At 41.6% G+C, this 19370-nt stretch carries 19 protein-coding genes; 15 read left to right on the forward strand and 4 right to left on the reverse strand.

What is annotated here, in order from left to right; all coding sequences use genetic code 11:
• Positions 1-109 precede the first annotated feature (109 nt).
• Positions 110-1099 (reverse strand): LacI family DNA-binding transcriptional regulator, encoded by a 990-nt coding sequence (locus ACQKEZ_RS16665; RefSeq protein ID WP_427302679.1) that lies wholly within the window; start codon positions 1097-1099, stop codon positions 110-112.
• Positions 1100-1497: 398 nt separating this feature from the next.
• Between ACQKEZ_RS16665 and ACQKEZ_RS16670 the strand changes: the two genes are divergently transcribed.
• The 3 genes from ACQKEZ_RS16670 to ACQKEZ_RS16680 all read left to right on the forward strand — a co-directional run bounded on the left by ACQKEZ_RS16670 (position 1498) and on the right by ACQKEZ_RS16680 (position 3639).
• Complete coding sequence (locus ACQKEZ_RS16670) at positions 1498-2019, forward strand: hypothetical protein (protein WP_427302680.1); 522 nt, start codon at positions 1498-1500, stop codon at positions 2017-2019.
• A gap of 157 nt (positions 2020-2176) precedes the next feature.
• Complete coding sequence (locus ACQKEZ_RS16675) at positions 2177-2806, forward strand: LysE family translocator (protein WP_427302682.1); 630 nt, start codon at positions 2177-2179, stop codon at positions 2804-2806.
• Positions 2807-2880: 74 nt separating this feature from the next.
• Positions 2881-3639 (forward strand): YqcI/YcgG family protein, encoded by a 759-nt coding sequence (locus ACQKEZ_RS16680; protein WP_427302684.1) that lies wholly within the window; start codon positions 2881-2883, stop codon positions 3637-3639.
• On the opposite strand, the gene ACQKEZ_RS16685 is transcribed toward ACQKEZ_RS16680, so the two are convergent.
• A complete protein-coding gene (locus ACQKEZ_RS16685; RefSeq protein WP_427302686.1) occupies positions 3634-4977 on the reverse strand; it encodes an amino acid permease in 1344 nt (447 codons plus the stop codon). The two genes, ACQKEZ_RS16680 and ACQKEZ_RS16685, sit on opposite strands and share 6 nt — an antisense overlap.
• A 78-nt stretch (positions 4978-5055) precedes the next feature.
• Here ACQKEZ_RS16685 and ACQKEZ_RS16690 point away from each other — a divergent pair, with 78 nt between their 5' ends.
• The 9 genes from ACQKEZ_RS16690 to ACQKEZ_RS16730 all read left to right on the forward strand — a co-directional run bounded on the left by ACQKEZ_RS16690 (position 5056) and on the right by ACQKEZ_RS16730 (position 15099).
• Positions 5056-5652, forward strand: a complete 597-nt coding sequence (locus ACQKEZ_RS16690; RefSeq protein WP_427302687.1) for a DUF1989 domain-containing protein — start codon at positions 5056-5058, stop codon at positions 5650-5652.
• A 223-nt stretch (positions 5653-5875) separates the two neighbouring features.
• The gene (nadE, locus tag ACQKEZ_RS16695; RefSeq protein WP_427302689.1) at positions 5876-6697 is read left to right on the forward strand and encodes an ammonia-dependent NAD(+) synthetase; all 822 of its coding nucleotides are present in this window, start codon (positions 5876-5878) and stop codon (positions 6695-6697) included.
• 320 nt (positions 6698-7017) lie between these two features.
• Positions 7018-7875 carry a citryl-CoA lyase gene (locus ACQKEZ_RS16700; RefSeq protein ID WP_427302691.1) on the forward strand — a complete coding sequence of 286 codons (858 nt, stop codon included), beginning with the start codon at positions 7018-7020 and terminating at the stop codon, positions 7873-7875.
• Positions 7872-9305, forward strand: a complete 1434-nt coding sequence (locus ACQKEZ_RS16705; RefSeq protein WP_427302693.1) for an aldehyde dehydrogenase family protein — start codon at positions 7872-7874, stop codon at positions 9303-9305. The genes ACQKEZ_RS16700 and ACQKEZ_RS16705 overlap by 4 nt, the downstream gene beginning before the upstream one ends.
• Before the next feature lie 13 nt (positions 9306-9318).
• Positions 9319-10098 (forward strand): type I 3-dehydroquinate dehydratase, encoded by a 780-nt coding sequence (gene aroD / locus ACQKEZ_RS16710; protein WP_427302695.1) that lies wholly within the window; start codon positions 9319-9321, stop codon positions 10096-10098.
• A 162-nt stretch (positions 10099-10260) separates the two neighbouring features.
• A complete protein-coding gene (locus ACQKEZ_RS16715) occupies positions 10261-12021 on the forward strand; it encodes a thiamine pyrophosphate-binding protein (protein ID WP_427302697.1) in 1761 nt (586 codons plus the stop codon).
• A gap of 20 nt (positions 12022-12041) precedes the next feature.
• The gene (locus tag ACQKEZ_RS16720) at positions 12042-12422 is read left to right on the forward strand and encodes a cupin domain-containing protein (protein ID WP_427302699.1); all 381 of its coding nucleotides are present in this window, start codon (positions 12042-12044) and stop codon (positions 12420-12422) included.
• Positions 12423-12488: 66 nt separating this feature from the next.
• Positions 12489-13688, forward strand: a complete 1200-nt coding sequence (locus ACQKEZ_RS16725; RefSeq protein ID WP_427302700.1) for a CaiB/BaiF CoA transferase family protein — start codon at positions 12489-12491, stop codon at positions 13686-13688.
• A gap of 97 nt (positions 13689-13785) precedes the next feature.
• On the forward strand, positions 13786-15099 hold the full coding sequence (locus ACQKEZ_RS16730; RefSeq protein ID WP_427302702.1) for an MFS transporter: 1314 nt from the start codon (positions 13786-13788) through the stop codon (positions 15097-15099).
• Positions 15100-15139: 40 nt separating this feature from the next.
• On the opposite strand, the gene ACQKEZ_RS16735 is transcribed toward ACQKEZ_RS16730, so the two are convergent.
• On the reverse strand, positions 15140-16498 hold the full coding sequence (locus ACQKEZ_RS16735) for a hypothetical protein (protein ID WP_427302703.1): 1359 nt from the start codon (positions 16496-16498) through the stop codon (positions 15140-15142).
• A 186-nt stretch (positions 16499-16684) separates the two neighbouring features.
• On the opposite strand from ACQKEZ_RS16735, the gene ACQKEZ_RS16740 reads away from it, so the two are divergent.
• The 3 genes from ACQKEZ_RS16740 (at position 16685) to ACQKEZ_RS16750 (ending at position 18408) form a co-directional block, all read left to right on the forward strand.
• Positions 16685-17458, forward strand: coding sequence for an IclR family transcriptional regulator (locus tag ACQKEZ_RS16740; protein ID WP_427302705.1), 774 nt, complete (start codon positions 16685-16687; stop codon positions 17456-17458).
• Positions 17459-17543: 85 nt separating this feature from the next.
• A complete protein-coding gene (locus tag ACQKEZ_RS16745) occupies positions 17544-18101 on the forward strand; it encodes a shikimate kinase (protein WP_427302707.1) in 558 nt (185 codons plus the stop codon).
• Positions 18102-18171: 70 nt separating this feature from the next.
• Positions 18172-18408, forward strand: coding sequence for a LysR family transcriptional regulator substrate-binding protein (locus ACQKEZ_RS16750; RefSeq protein WP_427302766.1), 237 nt, complete (start codon positions 18172-18174; stop codon positions 18406-18408).
• Positions 18409-18466: 58 nt separating this feature from the next.
• Here the strand turns inward: ACQKEZ_RS16750 and ACQKEZ_RS16755 are convergent, their stop codons facing one another.
• Positions 18467-19252 (reverse strand): carbon-nitrogen family hydrolase, encoded by a 786-nt coding sequence (locus ACQKEZ_RS16755; protein ID WP_427302709.1) that lies wholly within the window; start codon positions 19250-19252, stop codon positions 18467-18469.
• Positions 19253-19370 lie beyond the last annotated feature (118 nt).

Consider the following 19370-nt stretch of genomic DNA (forward strand, 5'->3'; position numbering starts at 1 on the left):
TTTCTGAAAAGAAAGACTGAGAGCCCCCCTCAGTCTTTCTTTCTTTTTAGTTTGACTGAAAATGATAGAGTGGTGATTTCCTGTCATATGATGAGATCATTGTGCACTATTATGTAGATTCTCGAATCACTAGCTTTGTTGGAAGCTGAATATACTCTCGTTTGAGCGTTTTTTTATGTTTGAGCAGTTTCATCATCTGTTGTACGGATTGTTGACCGAGTTCAACAATGGGGATATCAATTGTTGTAATTGTCGGTTGTGTTACCTCACAAATGAACTGGTTATCATAACCGATGACTGCTAAGTCTTGTGGAATTTGATAGCCACACATGATGGCTCGCTTAATCAATCCTGCTGCAACCTGATCATTCCCAGTAAATATGGCATCTGGTGGTTCTGCCATCAAATGAATGCAATCCATTAAACGAAAGCCATCTTCAATTGTAAAAGCCTCACCAAATAACCAATTCTCATTTAATTCTAGGTGATGCTCTTTCAGCGCATCTATATAACCTAGCATTCTTTGCTTTTGTGCCTCACTGCTTTCTGTATCAAAACAAAAACCAATAGATCGACGACCTGATTGAATTAAATAATGGACGGCACGATACGTGGCTTCACGTTCGTCATACCCAATAATTGGGATGTCCGCCGTTTTGTGATGTTCATTTGCCATCACGATCGGTCCGATAGAAAGAAACGGTTGAATCTCTTTCCAATCATTTTCAAGCGCTCCGAGTATGACACCATCCACTTCTTTTCGTTTCAATAGTTCAAGCCCTTCTAGCTCCAATGATGCTTGATAGAATGTTTGCAAAACAATGGCTTTATATCCTTGTGTAAGAGCTTCTTTTGAAATACCTTTAATCAGTTGGGCAAAAAAAGGGTGATCCACTGCCGGCACAGACACAGCGATGGTGTTCGTTTGATGTGACCGAAGTGTCCGTGCTACCGAGCTTGGTGTATATTCCATTTCCTTTATCACCTCTAGAATGTGCTGACGTTTTTCATCAGCTACATATGGATGATTGTTTAATACACGGGATACGGTCGTTGTTGATACACCACAACGCTTAGCAATTTCATAAATTGTACACATTTTTAACAAATCCTTTACACAAAGTTATTGTTCTGTAATCGATACCATCATTTACAATGTGAAATAAGTTAAATATTAACAGATGGAATGATAATTGGATGGAATAGAATGCAAATATTGACGAAGATATTGGGAAAAAGCAAGGATCATAAGCCTTTGCTAGACATGATAAAAGTGGTGTCAAGTTCAAGGACAGTGCCTTTGAAAAGAGCCTAGCAAACCAAAAGCTCATGTCATTTTTGCAACAGGATATTGGGCATATTGAGATGGGAAAAATCCCTTTGATTATAAGCAAAATAAGGAAAAAAAGATACCGTTTTTACCAGTAGATAAACTCATTTCAGATGATGAAGGATGATCAGCATAGATATAGTTGCACTAAGCTGGAGGAACTGAGATTGTTTACACGTCTACAGCTATCCGCCCTCACTCTCTGTGTTTGGCGGGTAAGCACAATTCCCTTTTCATTTAGTATTTCTAACATGGCATCTATTTTGGGCTACGATGTACAACAAACGGATCAACTTAGTCCAATGCGTTTTTTGAAGCAGAGTTCAGTTGCTATGGTGATACTGATGCTGGCTTTTGCGTTTGTTGAACAAACTGGGATTCAGCTTGTATTGATTTTCTTCATTGGCTTATGTGCTGATGGAATGTTTCCTATCGCATTAACCGCATCAGCGCTTATGATTGAAAATGCCATTGATGAGGCGACGAGCTATTTTATTGCGGCTGCTAGCTTGGGAGGTGCTAGTCTTTCCTTTCTTATTGACTTTAGCCTCGAATGGTCAGGGGCCACTGCTGCAATTCTTGTATTCTCGCTACATGCTATTCTTCTTGTTGCTACAGCTTTACAAATCAATCACACACAAAAAAAGAAGGCTGTCTCGGATGTACCTTCTTCTGAGAAAATAGATTGATGATCTCATTTGACCAACCGTTATCTATCGCGGGTGGTCATCATTTCCTGATCTATGTTTCGGAAGTTATTCTACAAAAAACAATAGAAGTTTACGACATATTGTCCAGACACGCAGAATAACATGTACAAGTTAGCATCAAAAGGAGGACGTGCATGTGACTGTGTTTTTTGGCTATATCTTTCTGGGTTTGTCACTTTCAGCGCCTGTAGGGCCGGTCAATGCAGCGCAGATCGACAGAGGGATCAAAAGTGGGTTTTGGCATGCGTGGATTTTTGGTGTTGGAGCAATGGCGGCAGATGTTGTGTATATGCTCCTCATTTATTTTGGCGTAGCGCAATTGCTCACCGCCCCTTTAATTAAAACATTTTTATGGCTTTTTGGTTTCTTTGTCCTGACCTATACGGGGATTGAAAGCTTGCGAAAAGTCAATTTTCAAGAAAGTGCAAAGGATAATGGCGGCGAATCATCCATCTCTCACTCGTTTATGACAGGTTTTTTTATTTCACTTTCCAATCCGCTTAGTATTTTGTTTTGGCTAGGAATCTATGGAAGTATCCTTGCAAATACGATGGAAAAGTATGGGGCATCACAAATGTTTATTTTTAGTATCGGGATTTTTATCGGTATGCTTTTGTGGGATGTTTGTATGGCACTCTTGGCGAGCACGTTTAGAAGGTATTTGAGTGAACGTGTGCTACACAGTATGTCTGTGCTTGCAGGCTTATCTCTACTTGGTTTTGGCGTATACTTTGGTTATCAAGGAATCATGGCGCTTTTCGGTTAAAAAGGGAATAGCAGGGCAGTCACCTTTGTGCGTCTTTCTCATAGGCTATGGGTAGATGTTGGAGGTGAAAGGTAATGATCCAGCTTTATGCAAAAAGTTTCCTTGATCAAAACCTAGCAGATTTAAAAAAGTGGAAAAAAGATGCCTTTCAGCAATTTGGGGAAATTGTTGGTGATGAGGCAGATACATTCCCCTGTGTGCCGGGAAGACAGGGTTTTTTTCTAGATCACCTTCGCTATGGGTTTGTTGGTGATCCGCGAAGACAAGAAACCGTAGATGAGATAGCTGAATTGCTGAAAGTGTACCAAGACTGTTCACGCGAAACGGGACAGTATGCCTCATTGATTCTAATGTTTGAGACTCCAGATGATTTACGGTCAATGTCTGTTACATCGTATGAAGAATTGTTTTGGGATCTTGTCAAACGTTTGCATCATCAGGATGAAGCGGCATGGCCTGAGGATGTACCGAATGATCCTGAGCATCACCAGTGGGAATTTTGTTTTAATGGAGAGCCGTACTTTTTACTCTGCTCTACGCCTGCCCATCAGTTAAGAAAAAGTAGGTCTTTTCCATATTTTTTGATGGCTCTTCAGCCTAGATGGGTGTTTGAAAAGTTGAATGGTTCGACCTCCTTTGGTCAAAAAATGAGCCAACTTATTCGAAAGCGGCTCAAAGCGTATGATCAAGTGGATATTCATCCTTCATTGAAATGGTATGGGGACAAAACGAACCATGAGTGGAAGCAATATTTTCTGTCAGATGATGAGGCGGAGAAACCACCCTCCGCCAAATGTCCATTTACTGCGATAAAAAACAGAATGAAATTATGATGCGGTCTGATCTTGATGCCATTTCTTTCTCATGAACAATACCATCACACCGATGACACCGATGAGCCCAATACTAATAAAAAAACCGGGTCGTCCACTTGCTTCGGTTAATGTGCCAGAGACAGCAGCTCCAATCAGGAAAAGGGCGAGGAACATTTCGATTGTTTGCCGTCTCGATCGCTTCGATAGCTTTTTACTTGAGAAGAGGATGAATGCCCAAGTATAGAGAAGCATGAGCCCCGCTGCGGTTGTCAGGTGCTCATATATATGCTTGGATAAAAACAGCGCAAGTAAAATTGAAACAAGTAAGCCAGCCGCTGTTAAGATAATAGAGGTCCATCGCACATGTGATGGATCTTTTTGCTGAAAGCAAGCAGGTGCATCATGGTGTTCAGACATTGTGCCAAGCAGGGTGGTGACCGCAAAAAGTGAGGCAACCAGTGTAGAGAAGCCTGCAATAATAAAAATGCCATTAAACACATGGAGAAAAAAAGACAGATGAAACGGCTCTAAGGACGTGATAAACGGACTGTTATTCTCATTAAATTCGCCGACAGGTACGAGTAATAAAGCGAGTCCGATTGAAACGATGTAGATAATAGCCAAGATCATCAGCATGACTCTTCCTGATTTTGCCGCATCTTTCGGATCTTTTAAATGAACTGCCATTAATCCCATGACTTCAATTCCACCAAATGCATAAAAGGCATAGATGAGACCATTCCATAAACCAAGAGGTCCAAGGGGAAGCCATTCATGGTCTTCGTTAGGTAAATGAAGCGTTGGCTTTTCATCAGTAAGTATTCCGCACAATACAAGGACAGCGAGTACCATAAATATCAGGATTGCGGCTGTTTTTAACACAGCCAGTACATTCTCTGTTTTCTGAAATGAGGAGAGACCGACGATAATGACAAGTAAAGCGAGTGCTGAATAAATGGCTGAAAATACCCACAGCGGTATTGCTGGAAACCAGTGCCGGGTAAACAAAGAGATGGCAGTGAGTTGGCTTCCTGTTATGAGCATTTCTGAAAACCAATACATCCAGCCATTGCTAAAGCCTGCCCATCTGCCATACGCTTTACGTGCATACGAACAAAATGAACCCTTATCTGGATGATCGGCGGTCATGGCTGCTAAATGTTTAAACACAAGATATGTTCCCACTGCTGCTAGTAGAAACGAAATGCAAACCGAATAGCCGGACTTCGTAATGGCAATGCTCGATCCAAGGAAAAAGCCCGTACCAATCGTACAGCCAACACCAATTAAGGAAAGCTGCCACCAAGATAAAGATTGTGCTTTCATTGCTGCAACACCTTTCAAATTCGATGCCATTAGCTTATGATCACTTGTTTTTTTTATACATGATCAGGGCAATCTTCAGGGCATACTATAAAGAAAGGGGTGTTGTTGGTGAATGGAGAATTTGTGATTTTGCCGAAGGCAGGACAAGGCTTCAGATTGGCAAAGGGACAATGCATCAAAATCGTGGATGTAGAGGGACAGCAGGTGGCAGATGTCATGGCATATCATGAAAAAGATTTTTCTGAAAGATTTGATCAAGGAGCAACCATGGACAGTCTATTTTCGGCAAAGGTGAAAAAAGGTGACAAGCTTTATTCCAATCTATACAAACCAATGTTTACAGTCATTGAAGATACGGTGGAATGTCATGATCTCTATATGCCAGCCTGCCGACCAGAAATGTATCAGCTTTTATATGGTCGTCGCCATTTAGAGGTGATGCATAATTGCTATGATAATTTACATATGGCTTTTGAATCTTTTGAGATACCAAAAGCAGATATGTATTATCCGTTTAATGCTTTTATGAATACGGTCATAGATCAACATGGAAAGCTGTCTGTTGAAACACCTCTCTCGTTACCAGGTGATTACATCCGGCTTAGAGCTGAGATGGACATGATCGTTGCTGTTTCAGCGTGTCCAGCAGACATTGGGAAATGCAATGGGACGAGCTGTACATCAATTCGTGTGGAAATTGAGTGATGGTCAGTTTGGTGGATTGTCCTGCTTTTAAGGAATAAAAGTGGAAGACCTATCTGTACATAGACGAGGTCTTTTTATGTTGCAAATGAATAAAACGGGTAAAGGTCTAAGAAATATTAAATAACAAAAACGTGATATAATGAAGTTTCCATAGTTTAGGTTGATGCTGTTTTAGTGAAAAACCTGTCTTTCACGTACAAAGGATGCTTAGGAGGAATAATGAATGAGTTTGCAAAAGAAAATCAGCCAAGAGTTGCATGTGCAGCCCTCAATAGACCCGAAGCAAGAAATTCAAAAGCGGGTTGGATTTCTAAAAGAATACTTGAAAAAAACAGGTGCAAAAGGTTTCGTCCTCGGCATTAGTGGAGGACAAGATTCAACACTAGCTGGTCGTTTGGCACAGCTTGCCGTAGAAGAGTTGCGTAAAGAAGGAAAGGCAGACGCGCTCTTTATTGCTGTGCGTCTCCCGCACGGAACGCAGCAAGATGAAGAGGATGCACAACTTGCCCTTTCCTTTATTCAACCGGACAAGTCATGGCGATATGATATTGCCCCTGCTGTTACGGCTTTTAGTGAGCAGTATACGAAGGACACAGGTGATACATTAAGCGACTTTAATAAAGGGAATGTCAAAGCAAGAACAAGAATGATCACCCAGTATGCTATCGGTGGACAAGAAGGACTGCTTGTCATCGGTACGGATCATGCTGCTGAAGCGGTAACAGGATTTTTTACAAAGTATGGTGATGGTGGAGCAGATGTCCTGCCATTGACGGGTTTGACGAAACGACAAGGAAGAGATTTACTCAAAGTGCTTGGCACACCAGAACGCCTCTATTTAAAAAAGCCAACTGCGGATTTGCTAGATCACAAGCCGCAACAAACGGACGAGACAGAGCTCGGCATTACGTACAATGAAATTGATGATTATTTAGAAGGAAAACCAGTATCAGAGCAAGCAGCAGAAGCAATTGAGAAGCGCTATATACAGTCAGCGCATAAACGTCAAGTGCCTGCTTCTATGTTTGATGATTGGTGGAAATAAGAGAAGTGTAAAGGAATGAAATCCCCTCCATTATGATGATTGGTGGGGTTTTTTGATGTTTACAATGTTGTGAGAGTGAAACGGTTGGGGATAGTGACATGAGTCTGTTGACCTAAATCAACGATTTTATGCGGTTTTTTGCCAGCAATATTTAGTTCAATACACTTAATTTAAGATAAAATGACAGTATTTTCAGAAATAATATTGACGCAGAAATAGAATGCGCTTACAATGAAATCAAATTCCAAAAAGTGAAATTCAATTCCACCTAACGGAATTTATGCGGTGTTTAGCTCAATCTCAAAAATGATGTTAAAGGGATGATATGCAAGATGAAAAACAGGAGTGCACTGGAAATGTATAAAGAAGGAGGCGCTTGGTGGGAAACGGAGATCAGCCACATCGAGAAAAACACCATCCAACTGCGTGGATACCCAATTGAAGAATTGATTGGGCAAATAACTTACCCGCAAATGCTGTATTTATTGCTTGTGGGTGAATTACTTGATGAACCAAAAGCGAAGCTGTTTGAAAGTGTGCTTGTGGCTGGAGCGGATCATGGTCCAAGAGCACCTTCGATCGCAGCCGCTAGAATGTCTGTCACCTGCGGCATTTCGTTTAACTCATCTGTTGCAACTGGTGTGAATTTGCTAGGAGATATTCACGGAGGCGCAGGGGAAAAGGCAATGGGCATGCTGTACGATGCAAAAGCCATCTACGATGAGCTTCAGGATGTCAAAGCAGTAGCAAAACAAATTTGCGAAAAATGGCTACAGCGAAAAGAAAAAATTCCAGGGATTGGTCATCAGCTCCATGATGATGATCCAAGGGTAAACAGGTTGTATGAGCTAAGCCAAGCATATGTACAAAGTGGAGACATCAGCGGCATTTATTTACGTCTAGCTGAGGCGATCAGACATGAACTGGAAACAATGAAAGATAGAAAAATTACAATGAATATAGATGGGGTATCTGCAGCCATCCAATGTGAATTAGACATACCAGCTGAAGCGGCAAAAGGGATATTCTCCTTATCAAGAGGGATGGGCATCGTTGCACATGCCTATGAGGAACTCACCAAAGGAGCTCTTGTTAAAGGCCCTTGTCCAAATGAAGAAAGGCTTGTCCGTTACATTGGAAAGGAGACGCGTCATGTGAAGGAAGGTGAAGAAGTTTGAGTGAGTTGAAAGCGTTGTCATACGTTGGCGGGAAATGGTTAGAAGGAGATCGTGAGAAGACAGCAATCATTAATCCTTATTCGAGAGAAGAGATTGGGTGGAATTGGAATGCGACAAGTGAGGATATTGAAGAGGCTCTCTCTATCGCTCATCAAGCAAAAAAGCAAGTCGCAACTTACACAGCACTCGAACGCTCCACCATTTTGAAAAAAGCAGCGATATTACTGCAAGAACAAAAACAACATTTTGCCCAAATCATATCCTTAGAACTAGGAAAACCGATGAAAAATACGTTGGATGAGGTATCTCGTTCTATTGAAACGTTAGAGCAGTCAGCCGAGGAAGCCAATCGATTGATTGGAGAGACTATTCCGGGGGATGTATCATCACGAGGACAAAATGCGATGGCTATGACATTCAAAGTTCCTGTTGGTGTAGTACTTGCGATTACTCCCTTTAATGCGCCACTCAACTTAATTTGCCATAAAATCGGCCCTGCCTTTGCAGCGGGAAATGTCGTCATTCTAAAGCCAGCCCCTCAAACGTCTGCTATTGCAACAGCGCTTGTGAAGCTGCTTCTTGAAGCGGGATACCCAGCAGACGGATTGCAAATGATTATTGGCGGTGTGGAAGCAGGGAAACAACTGGTCGTCGATGAGAGAACCAACCTTATTTCATTTACGGGTGGAGCAGCAGGTGGAGAAAGTATTTCGAAAACGGCTGGGTTAAAAAAGGTTCTTCTTGAGCTTGGGGGAAATGGAGCGACGATTGTCCATCATGATGCAGATGTAGAGAAGGCAGTAACGCTATGTGCAAAAACAGGATTTAGTAACTCGGGACAAAGTTGTATTTCTGTGCAACGGATTTACGTACATGAGCAAATCCTTGATGCATTTACAGCCAAACTGAAAGAAAAAGTAGAGCAGCTAATCACAGGAGACCCGCTTTCCAGTAATAGTGACATTGGTTGTATGGTTGATGAACAAGCAGCCCAGCGTGTGCACGCTTGGATTCAGGAGGCTGAAAAGCTTGGGGCACAAATCATCAGCGGTGGAACGATAGAGGGTGCTTGTGTGAAGCCAACAGTCTTGCTGAATCCGCCAAAGCAGGCAAAGGTCATCTGTGAAGAGGTGTTTGGGCCGGTCGTTAGTATCATTCCATATCAAGATATGAACGAGGCGATCAAGGAAGCAAACGATAGTCGATACGGATTGCAAGCAGGTCTTTTCACAAACAAACTCGATTTGGCCATAAAGGCTACAAAAGAGTTAGAAGTCGGTGGTGTCATTTTAAATGGAACATCTAATTTCCGCTTAGACCATTGGCCATATGGTGGTATTAAACGAAGCGGAATTGGCAGAGAAGGTCCACGTTTTTCTGTCGATGAAATGACCGAAACGAAGATGGTAGTCATCCCAAGCGAATCGTGAGGAGGGAAAGCTGTTGGCAGTAAATAAATTGCAAACAAACGTTCAAGCGATCTCTAATAATGGTGGAAAGCCCTTAGTCTGTACACCATTGATCGGGAGAGACACACAAGAGCTTATAAACGAGATTGAGATTCTTGTAGAGAAGCAACCAGATGTCATCGAGTGGCGCGCAGACTTTTATGCAAGGCTTTCAGAGACGGAAAAAGTTCTGGAAACAGCGCAGTTGTTGAAGGAAAAGGCTGTAGGAATTCCTTTGTTGTTTACCATACGCTCCGAAAGAGAAGGGGGCGAAGTCATCTCGCTCTCAGAGGATGAGAAAGTAAAACTGCTCATTACCTTGTGTGAAAAAAAGAGTGTCGAAGCCATTGATTATGAGCTGATGAATGATTTAAAACATATGAAGCAAGTAAGTACCGCAGCCAAGGCAAATGGATTGAGCCTGATCGTATCTTATCATCATTTTCAGGAAACACCAGACAACGAAAAGATGGTTCGCATTCTGACAAATGCTGAATCAGTAGGAGCCGATATCGCAAAAATTGCTGTCATGCCACAATCACTTGAGGATGCCTTAAGACTATTGTCTGCAACATTACAAGCGAAAAAGCAGATAGATGTTCCAATTATTTCAATGGCAATGGGAGAGTATGGTGCTTTCACAAGAATGGTTGGAGGATTATTTGGTTCGGTGATGACTTTTGCAATAGGGAAAGAAAGCTCTGCACCTGGGCAGGTTGAATTAACGGACTTACATGCAGTCTTGTCAGTTGTTCATTCTAAAAACATAGATTGAGAATCGGATATAGCTCATCTCCCATTGTAAAAACCGGATGGGTTGAATTGAGATGAAACTGAAGATTTCAGTAGAACAAATTTCTCGATGGTAGATCTTGCGAGAATCAGCTAGTTAATGAATGAAAGAAAGATGTTCAAGAGCTTTGGGAGGGAGAGCAATATGAAGAAAAATATTTCAAAGCAAGTCATTGAATACTTAGAAAAACGAGGGGTCGAGCATATTTTTGGGCTTTGTGGTCACACAAACATCGCCTTTCTATCAGCACTTGAGAAAAGTCGTATTCAGTTTATTAATGTCAGACATGAACAAATCGCCGCACATGCTGCTGATGGGTATGCAAGGGCGAAGAAGAAAACTGCTGTTGTTCTCAGTCATCTAGGACCTGGTCTCACAAATGCAGCAACAGGTGTTGCCAATGCAGCGCTTGACTCTATTCCGATGGTTGTCATTGCTGGAGATGTACCAAGTCACTACTACGGAAAGCATCCACACCAAGAAATTAACCTTCATTCCGATGCGTCACAATATGAAATTTACAGACCGTTTGTCAAAAGAGCGTGGCGCGTAGATATTCCTGAACTATTTCCTGAAATTTTATCAAAAGCCTTTCAATTAGCAGAGAGTGGTCGTCCCGGCCCGGTGCTCATATCTGTTCCGATGGATGTCTTTTCTAAGGATTTAGATGTTGCCTTGTTTGAACAAATTGAACATCACACGCAGGCGATTCAAAAGCCTTCAATTGATGATCATACAGCGAAACGAATGATTGAATTACTGCTACAGGCGGAAAAACCGCTGCTCTATGTAGGTGGTGGCGTGATATTGGCAGATGCCACTGAAGAATTGAGAGCGCTATCTGAACATTTAAGTATCCCTGTTGCTCATTCCTTAATGGGAAAAGGAGCCATGCCGGATGACCATCCAATGACATTAGGCATGACAGGTTTCTGGGGAACAAAATTTATTAATGATCAATGTAAAGCGGCGGATTATATTCTTGCTCTTGGTACTCGTTTTGCTGAGGCAGATGCTAGCTCTTGGGAATCAGAATATACATTTAACTTCCCGCCAACGAAGCTGATTCATATTGATATTGATCCGAATGAGATTGGACGTAACTACCCCGTAGAAATTGGTGCTGTTGCTGATTTGAAGCAGGCGTTAACGGTTTTAAATCGGGTCGCTAAGGAGTATTTGCCGGAAGGTTTGGATCGCCCGCAGTTAAAGAAAGAGATTTTGGCTGAACGAGAAGCGTTTGTCAAAAGCAATCAATCCAAGGTAGAAGATGCATCATTCCCGATGAAACCTCAGCGTATTTTGCAGGAGGTACGCGAGGTTCTGCCAGCGGATGCGTTTATTACAACCGATGTCGGCTGGAATAAGAACGGGGTAGGACAGCAATTCCCAGTTCTCACACCAGGTACAATATTAACGCCTGGCGGTTTCGCGACAATGGGGTTTGGTGCACCGGCAGCGCTTGGGGCAAAGGTTGCTCAGCCAGATCGTGTCGTTGTCTCGCTTGTAGGAGATGGTGGATTCGGTCAAAACCCATCGGTTCTGGCAACAGCCGTTGAGGAAAATATTCCGGTTGTGTGGGTTGTGATGAACAACAGTGCGTTTGGAACCATCGCTGGTTTACAAATGGCGCACTACGAAACCACATACGGAACCGTCTTCAAGAAAAACGGAGAAAGTTATTCTCCTGATTTTGCGGCAATTGCGCGAGGATATGGAATTGAAGGAATAAAGATCACCAAAGCCGATGAGTTTAAAGAAGCTTTAACAAAAGCTGTCGCATCAGGCAAGCCATGTGTCATTGATGTGGCGATGAAGAATGATCCTGTCCCAACCGATGGTCACTGGAATATTAATGATATTTATTCACCAAATACAAAACGCTCACATGTTAGTGTGAACTAAAAATAAGGGAGGAATTTGAAATGAAAATTAAAGTATTGAATCCGTTTAAAGATGGGAATCCACTATGGTTAGGTTTGGACAAGCCGGAAGAACAAATGATCAGAAAGGTATTTCAAACTATTACACCTGAAACAGTTGGATCTGAGCACATGATGGCAGGATTGACGATTTTTGAACCGGGTGAAGCAAGTTCTGTTCATAACCATCCTGGCTCAGAAGAGTTTGATTATGTCATTCGAGGATCAGGTGAAGTCATTTGTGATGGAGAGAGACAGTCCTTTAAGCAAAATGATTTTATGTTTATTCCAGATGGTGTCTCCCATCAGCATGTGAATACAGGGGATGAACCATTGTGGCTCATTTGGTTATATACTCCACAAGGGCAACTGCCAAAAGACTAAATGAACTGATGGGAAATGGCGGCATCAAGCCGCCTTTTATCACATTTGTAGAAAGGGAGTGGCAAATTGAATAACACACCGCTTGAAGGAATCAAAATACTAGATGTCTCCACTATGATTGCTGCACCCTATGGCGCAGTATTGCTTGGGGATTTCGGAGCGGATGTCATCAAAGTTGAGATCCCTGGAAAAGGGGATACGCTAAGGCACGTTGGCCCTTTTGCAGAGGATGAACCGCTTCGCTGGTCAGGGCTTTCAAGAAACAAAAGATCTCTTACACTTGATCTACACAAACCAGAAGCAAAAGAAATTTTTAAAAAACTTGCAGGGCAGGTTGATATCATCATTGAAAACTTCCGTCCTGGTACTCTTGAAAAATGGGACGTCGGATACGATATATTAAAGGAAATCAATCCGAATCTCATCATGATTAGGGTGTCTGGCTATGGACAAACAGGCCCATTTAAAGATAAAGCTGGATTTGGAACACCGGCCACAGCGTTTAGTGGTTTTACGTATCTCCAAGGCTTCCGAGATCGTCATCCTGTCAGCCCGTCCTTTTCCTTAACGGATTATATCGCAGGAATTTACGTTGCATTTGCAGCGGTGACAGCGATGTATTACCGAGATACGCATCCTGAAGGAACGGGACAAATGGTTGATCTTGCTTTATATGAGTCTGTATTCCGCATGCTTGAGTTTTTAGTAGCCGAATATGACAAGCTGGGTAAAGTGCGTGAACGATCTCCAGGGTTAAGCGGCCATTCAAGCCCAGCAGGAACATATGAAACGAAGGATGAGCATTATCTTGTTCTTGTGACAAGTACAGATTCGACCTTCAACCGTTTGGCAAAGGCGATGAATCGATTGGATTTACTTGAAGACGAGAAATTCAGTGTGAATGCGGCGAGGCTGAAGCACAATGATGAAATGGATGAGATCGTGTCTTCATGGATTGCGTCGCTGACGCGCGAGGAAGTATTGGAGATTCTTGATGAGCATGGTGTACCCGTGAGTCCAATTCTGAGCATTAAGGATATATTTGAGCATCCTCATTTCAAAGAACGGGAGAATATTGTGGAGGTTCGTCACCCTCGTTTAGGAAAGTTGAAGGTACCAGGAATCATACCGAAGTTTGAGAAAACACCAGGCAGTATTAGAAGAATTGCGCCTGATTTAGGCCAGCATAATTATGATATTTTAACGAACATGCTTGGCATGACAGAGGAAGAATGCAAGCAGTTAGAAGAAAAAGGGGTCATCTAAATAGTCTACTCATTGGAGGAGGCAATGAAACCCGTCTTTTCTGACGGGTTTTTTTACTGAACCGCTCCGCAAGCTGCGAACACAAAGGAGGATGGTTATGAAACTGCAATCAGAAATGAAGGGAAATGAGCTACAACCTACACTCACCAAACCAACAAAAGCACGTTTTGGCATATTGATTCTCTTGTTTTTTATTACGGCTATTAATTATATCGACAGGGCCAGCGTGTCGATTGTTGCACCAGCTATCCAATCATCATTACAGTTAAATCCTGCACTACTTGGCATCATATTTTCTGCATTTAGCTGGACATATACAGCAATGCAAATTCCAGGGGGACTTATTCTGGATAAGTTTGGTTCTAAAGTGACGTATGGTATATCTTTAATTACATGGTCGTTATTCACTGGATTGCAAGCGTTTGCAAATAGTTTCGCTTTTTTATTCGGCTGTCGCTTGTTTATTGGAATCACAGAATCCCCTGCTTTTCCAGCGAATAATCGCATTGTCACCACATGGTTTCCAAGAAGAGAAAGGGCGTTTGCGACAGGTGTGTATACTGCTGGTGAATATGTAGGGCTTGCGTTTGCGACACCACTTCTTTTTTGGATCATGACCACTTTCGACTGGAGAACGGTTTTTATCACCGCAGGTGCACTTGGTATTGTGTTTTCCTTCTTTTGGTATAAGTATTATCACGAGCCAAAAGAACATCCGAATGTGAATGAAGATGAGCTAGAGCTGATTAGAAAAGGAGAAGGTCTAAACGTTGCAACACAGGAAAAGCTGAAATGGGCGGATTTTGCTGCATTGCTTAAGTATCGAAAATTAATCGGGCTATATATTGGCCAATTTTCTGTAGCGTCGACACTTTTTTTCTTTTTGACATGGTTTCCAACTTACTTAGCTGAGGCAAAAAACATGGCCTTTCTCAAGGTCGGATTTGCTGCATCATTGCCATATATCGCTGCCTTTTTTGGGGTATTATTCGGAGGCTATATCTCAGACTGGCTTTTGAAGAAAGGGGTATCCGTTAATATTGCGAGAAAGCTGCCAGTTGTTGTGGGTCTACTTCTGACAAGCACGATCGTCTTTGCAAACTTTACATCAAACATTCCGCTTGTGTTGACCATTTTATCCATTGCATCTTTTGCACAGGGACTTTCGAATATTTCTTGGACGATGCTGTCAGAAGTGGCACCACGTGAGATGGTCGGGTTAGCCGGAGGGGTATTCAACTTCTTTGCGAATCTGTCAGGTATTATTACACCGCTCATTATCGGCTTTATCGTGTCTGCAACTGGCTCTTATAACGGTGGCATCTTATTTGTGGGGCTTGTCGCGTTAGTTGGTGCAATGTCGTATATCTTTATTGTTGGGAAAATTGAACGAATTCAATTGAAACCATAAACAGCTAGAACTCATTCCCCTGCGAATGAGTTCTCTTTGTTTACGGATAGAACAGCATCGTGATGATTGACGCAAGTGAGATGCTAATCCCCATATAGAATGCGGCAAACAGGATGTTCCAGCCGGTGATACGATAAGGGTTCACTTTCATTAGGTCGGCTAAAATAGACACAGAGACATTAAATGGGCTATACATGACAGTTGCTGTACCTGCCGATATGAGTACCATGGCTAAAGGTAGAGCAGGAATCTCATGAATGACTGGTGTGATGATGCTGATTAGCAGGGCGAGTGAGATGAGTGGATGAAAGCCGCACAAGGCAGTCACCAAGAAATATAGCCCGATCACACAATAAAACCATACTGTATGATCAGCGGTATCGATCATCAGCGCTTGAACCCTATTCATGCTGTTTGTTTCAAGTAACATATCTACAAAGAAACCAGCACTTAAAAATAAAAACATATAATTAGATAAGCTATTTGTCCGTTCCTTCCAATGAGGGACGGCAATTGATACATATTGCTTTCGTTTTTTTATAGAGTAAGAGAATAATAGAGAGAATGGGATAATTGTCAGTACGACAGAAAATAAGTATCCTTTTCCAATGAACGTATCTACAATAGAGACAATCGTTACAAAGCTAAGTAGCATCAATGCAAGTTGTAGCGTTTTGCGACGAATTCTTTTTGGATTTGTATGCGTATGCATAGGCTGGTCAATGTTCGGCATGTGCCGGCTTTTTCGAGAAAAGAGTACCCAATCTGTCATGAGAACAATCACCATGATACCAAAGGTAACAGGGGCGATATGATAGTATTTCAGCTTCGTCGCATCAATGGTGACGCTAACGAGCACTTCAACAGGACTCCAGCTTAAACAAAGAGCATACGATCTTAAAAGATTCCTTGTGTAAATTTGCTGCCTCAACCGCTCAGTGATAGAAGCAAGAGAGGGCTTCAATGATGTAAACAATAAAGGAATGGTTGCGATGTTTAAAAACATGCCGAGCGTATGTGTAACAAACGAACTCTTTCGATAGAGTTGATTCACAGTCGACGTATGTAGGGTGAGTAGTTTATTTAATTGTGTATCAAAATGTCCAACATGTATGAGAGAATTAATAAATGGCAACATGAAAAATAGAGAAAGCAACCCAAGCATCGAATGAAAATGAAGAAAAAATGTGTGTATTGGTTGATCAGACAGAAAGAATAAGATCATACCAACCGAGAAAAAAACGATCCCAGTTTTGCGATATAAGCCAGTCGTTCGTTTAATCGAGATGATAAGCGCAAACGTTGCCAGTAAACCAACAATATAAGAGAACATCATTGCAGGAAATAATTGATTGATGATGTAAAAACAAATAAGAAGTGTAAAAACAACCAAGTACATAACTCCATCTCCTCTTCAAACAATTGACAGCGAATGTGATTTGTAAGAATAATAAGATACAACACAGTTTCCGTCAGGTGGAATATATTTTCTTTTAATGGAATAATCATGGTGAATTATAGCAAAGTTGAATACTTATGTCGATACGAGATGAGCGAATATCAAATGAAAAAGGAGAGCATGAACATGGCTGAAAAAAAGTCGAAAGAAGAATCTGGTTTACGAACCGTTCAGCGGGCTTTAGACATCCTCTATTGTTTTAGTGAAGAAAGACAGGAATTGACGTTGACTGAAATATCAAAGGAAATGAATTTAGCAATGTCGACAACAACGAGACTACTCAAAGCACTAGAAACGAATGATTTTATTGAGAAAAATCAAGAAACATTAAAATACAGACTCGGGCAAAAAATATATTTGCTCGGACATATTGCAGGAAAGTCAATTCAATTGAGAGAAATTGCGAAGCCGCTGATGTACAAGCTACGTGATGAAACAAAGGAAACCGTAAACCTATATGTCATTGATCAAACGAGTCGCATCTGTATTGAGCAGGCAGAGGGTTTGCAATCCATCAGACATCTTGTCAAAATCGGTGAAAAACTTCCGTTGTATGCAGGTGCAGGTGGTAAGGTGTTGCTTGCCTTTCAGAAGGAAGATTTCAGGGGAATTGTGCTGGAACAAATGGCGGACAAGGTATCAAGAGTGAAATTAGAGGAAGAATTACAAAAGACGCTTGAGACCTATATTGCGATCAGTGTTGATGAACGTGAGGTTGGATCTGCCGCTGTCGCTTCACCTATATTTAACATACATGGAGAAGTCAAAGCTTGTCTTTCTATATCAGGGCCAACTCACCGCTTTACAGACGATGTGATTCCAAAACTGGAGCAACAGGTCAGGCAATATGCAATGCACCTTTCAGAAAAGCTAGGGTATATCAGTAAGCATAATTTTTAGGAATCGCTATCTTTTGGCAACCGATTTGTCATATAATAAAAACATTATGTATCATTCCTTGGTGTAAGGAGGACTTGTCACGAAAATGATGATGAATAGAGAAATTCCTGTAAGACAGAGAAATATTGTCCTCATTGGATTTATGGGGGTTGGAAAAACGACAATCGGGCAACTGGTTGCCAAAAAATTATATAGAGACTTCATTGATGTCGACCAAGAAATCGAAAAAGAGTATGGCATGACCATTCCAGAAATGTTTCAGCAAAAGGGAGAAGATTTCTTCAGGCAAGCAGAAAAAGACTATATCGTAGATTTATGCGAAAATACACAGCTGAAGATTGTCTCCCTTGGCGGCGGTGCATTTAAACAAGAGGAAATTAAACGCAAATGCTTGAAGCACTGTACTGTTCTTTTTCTGGACTTAGCATGGGAAAACTGGAAGCAAAGACTCGATATCTTGATTGAAAGTCGCCCTGTTCTCCATAATAGAACCATTGATCAGATGAAGGAGCTATTTGAAGAACGGAGAGAAATTTATGCGCTCCATAATTCAAGAGTGGAAACAGATCATCTTGAGGCAGAAGAAGTTGCAGATTATATTGTGGATACGCTAAAGCTTGGATGGGACCTATATACGAAATAAGTCTACTAATCATGAACAGACTTAGGCTGCCGAGGAAATCTCGACAGCCTCTTTCCTCTTTTAGCCGAATATTGCGTTTCAAACAAGCCATATTCAAACTGCTCAGTCATTGGTGAAACATGGGTTTGGTGTGACGGTTGTGCCCAAAATGATTGACAGAGAAGAAGCCAACCATCTCATCTATTTAGGCTTAGATTCGTCCTCGACACGTATACTTGTGTTTGCCTACATCGAGGAAAGGTATTTAAGTAGAACCGCACAAGTATTCATGGAGATGGCAACAGCCATAGGAGAAAGTCCTTCTTAAACAAACGTTTAATCAAGCCTGAACAATGTCTATATTTAAGAAAAGCAATGAGTTAATTTTAATATAAGTCTAAGCGTTGATCTGTGATCACTGGTATTTGCTTTCTTACCTCTTCAACAGTGTTGATGTCTATGTCGGCATAATAAATTTTTTCGTCTTCATTTGTTTCTAACAAAATGTTGCCAAGTGGATCAATCACCATTGAATTGCCGGGGAAGTCTGTCCCTTTGCTTTCACCAGTACGATTCACAGCAATGACAAAAGATTGGTTCTCAATGGCTCTGGCAATTAACAGACTACGCCAATGATCTCGCCTTGTTGTCGGCCATTGTGCTGTGTTTACAAGTATCTTCGCACCTTTGTTCACAAGGGCTCTTGATAACTGCGGGAAGCGTAGGTCATAGCAAATCATTGTGCCAATTATTAGCTCGTCATCGTAGTTGAATAGTCCAAATTGATGACCAGCGGTTAAATATTGATCCTCATCCATCAAACGAAACAAATGAATCTTATCGTAGCTAAGGACAAGCTCGCCTTGTTGATTAAACACGTACATTGTATTTGTGGTGGCATTGTTTTCTGATCGTTTATTTAGCACACTCCCAGCAATTAAGGACACGCCATGCTTTTTAGCAAATGAAGAGAAGAGCTGCTTTGTACGTTCACCATCTCGGTCAGCGAGTTGGTCAGCTTCTGCTAAGGCATATCCTGTATTCCACATTTCGGGGAGGATGATCAAATCAGGGCTTTCTTTTATGGCTTCTTCTAAAAAACCTGCTGCTTTTGCAAAATTCACATCTGGATTTCCGATCTCGACATCCATTTGAACAAGGGCTATTTTCACTTGACTTGCCTCCTTTTCTTAAAGATAAGCATTTTTTTGGTTGATTCAGTTATTCTCATCTGAAAAGTCACCATATCCATGTATGGATATTCCAAACGATTTCTCTCATTCTATCAAT

Source organism: Bacillus sp. NPDC077027 (genome assembly GCF_050269555.1).
GTDB lineage: Bacteria > Bacillota > Bacilli > Bacillales > Bacillaceae > Bacillus.

Coding starts and splice junctions, on each gene's coding strand:
- ACQKEZ_RS16665 (WP_427302679.1), bottom strand. CDS start 1,099: ATGTGTACAATTTATGAAATTGCTAAGCGTTGTGGTGTATCAACAACG.
- ACQKEZ_RS16680 (WP_427302684.1), top strand. CDS start 2,881: ATGATCCAGCTTTATGCAAAAAGTTTCCTTGATCAAAACCTAGCAGAT.
- ACQKEZ_RS16685 (WP_427302686.1), bottom strand. CDS start 4,977: ATGGCATCGAATTTGAAAGGTGTTGCAGCAATGAAAGCACAATCTTTA.
- nadE (WP_427302689.1), top strand. CDS start 5,876: ATGAGTTTGCAAAAGAAAATCAGCCAAGAGTTGCATGTGCAGCCCTCA.
- ACQKEZ_RS16700 (WP_427302691.1), top strand. CDS start 7,018: ATGATATGCAAGATGAAAAACAGGAGTGCACTGGAAATGTATAAAGAA.
- ACQKEZ_RS16715 (WP_427302697.1), top strand. CDS start 10,261: ATGAAGAAAAATATTTCAAAGCAAGTCATTGAATACTTAGAAAAACGA.
- ACQKEZ_RS16720 (WP_427302699.1), top strand. CDS start 12,042: ATGAAAATTAAAGTATTGAATCCGTTTAAAGATGGGAATCCACTATGG.
- ACQKEZ_RS16730 (WP_427302702.1), top strand. CDS start 13,786: ATGAAACTGCAATCAGAAATGAAGGGAAATGAGCTACAACCTACACTC.
- ACQKEZ_RS16735 (WP_427302703.1), bottom strand. CDS start 16,498: ATGTACTTGGTTGTTTTTACACTTCTTATTTGTTTTTACATCATCAAT.
- ACQKEZ_RS16740 (WP_427302705.1), top strand. CDS start 16,685: ATGGCTGAAAAAAAGTCGAAAGAAGAATCTGGTTTACGAACCGTTCAG.
- ACQKEZ_RS16745 (WP_427302707.1), top strand. CDS start 17,544: ATGATGATGAATAGAGAAATTCCTGTAAGACAGAGAAATATTGTCCTC.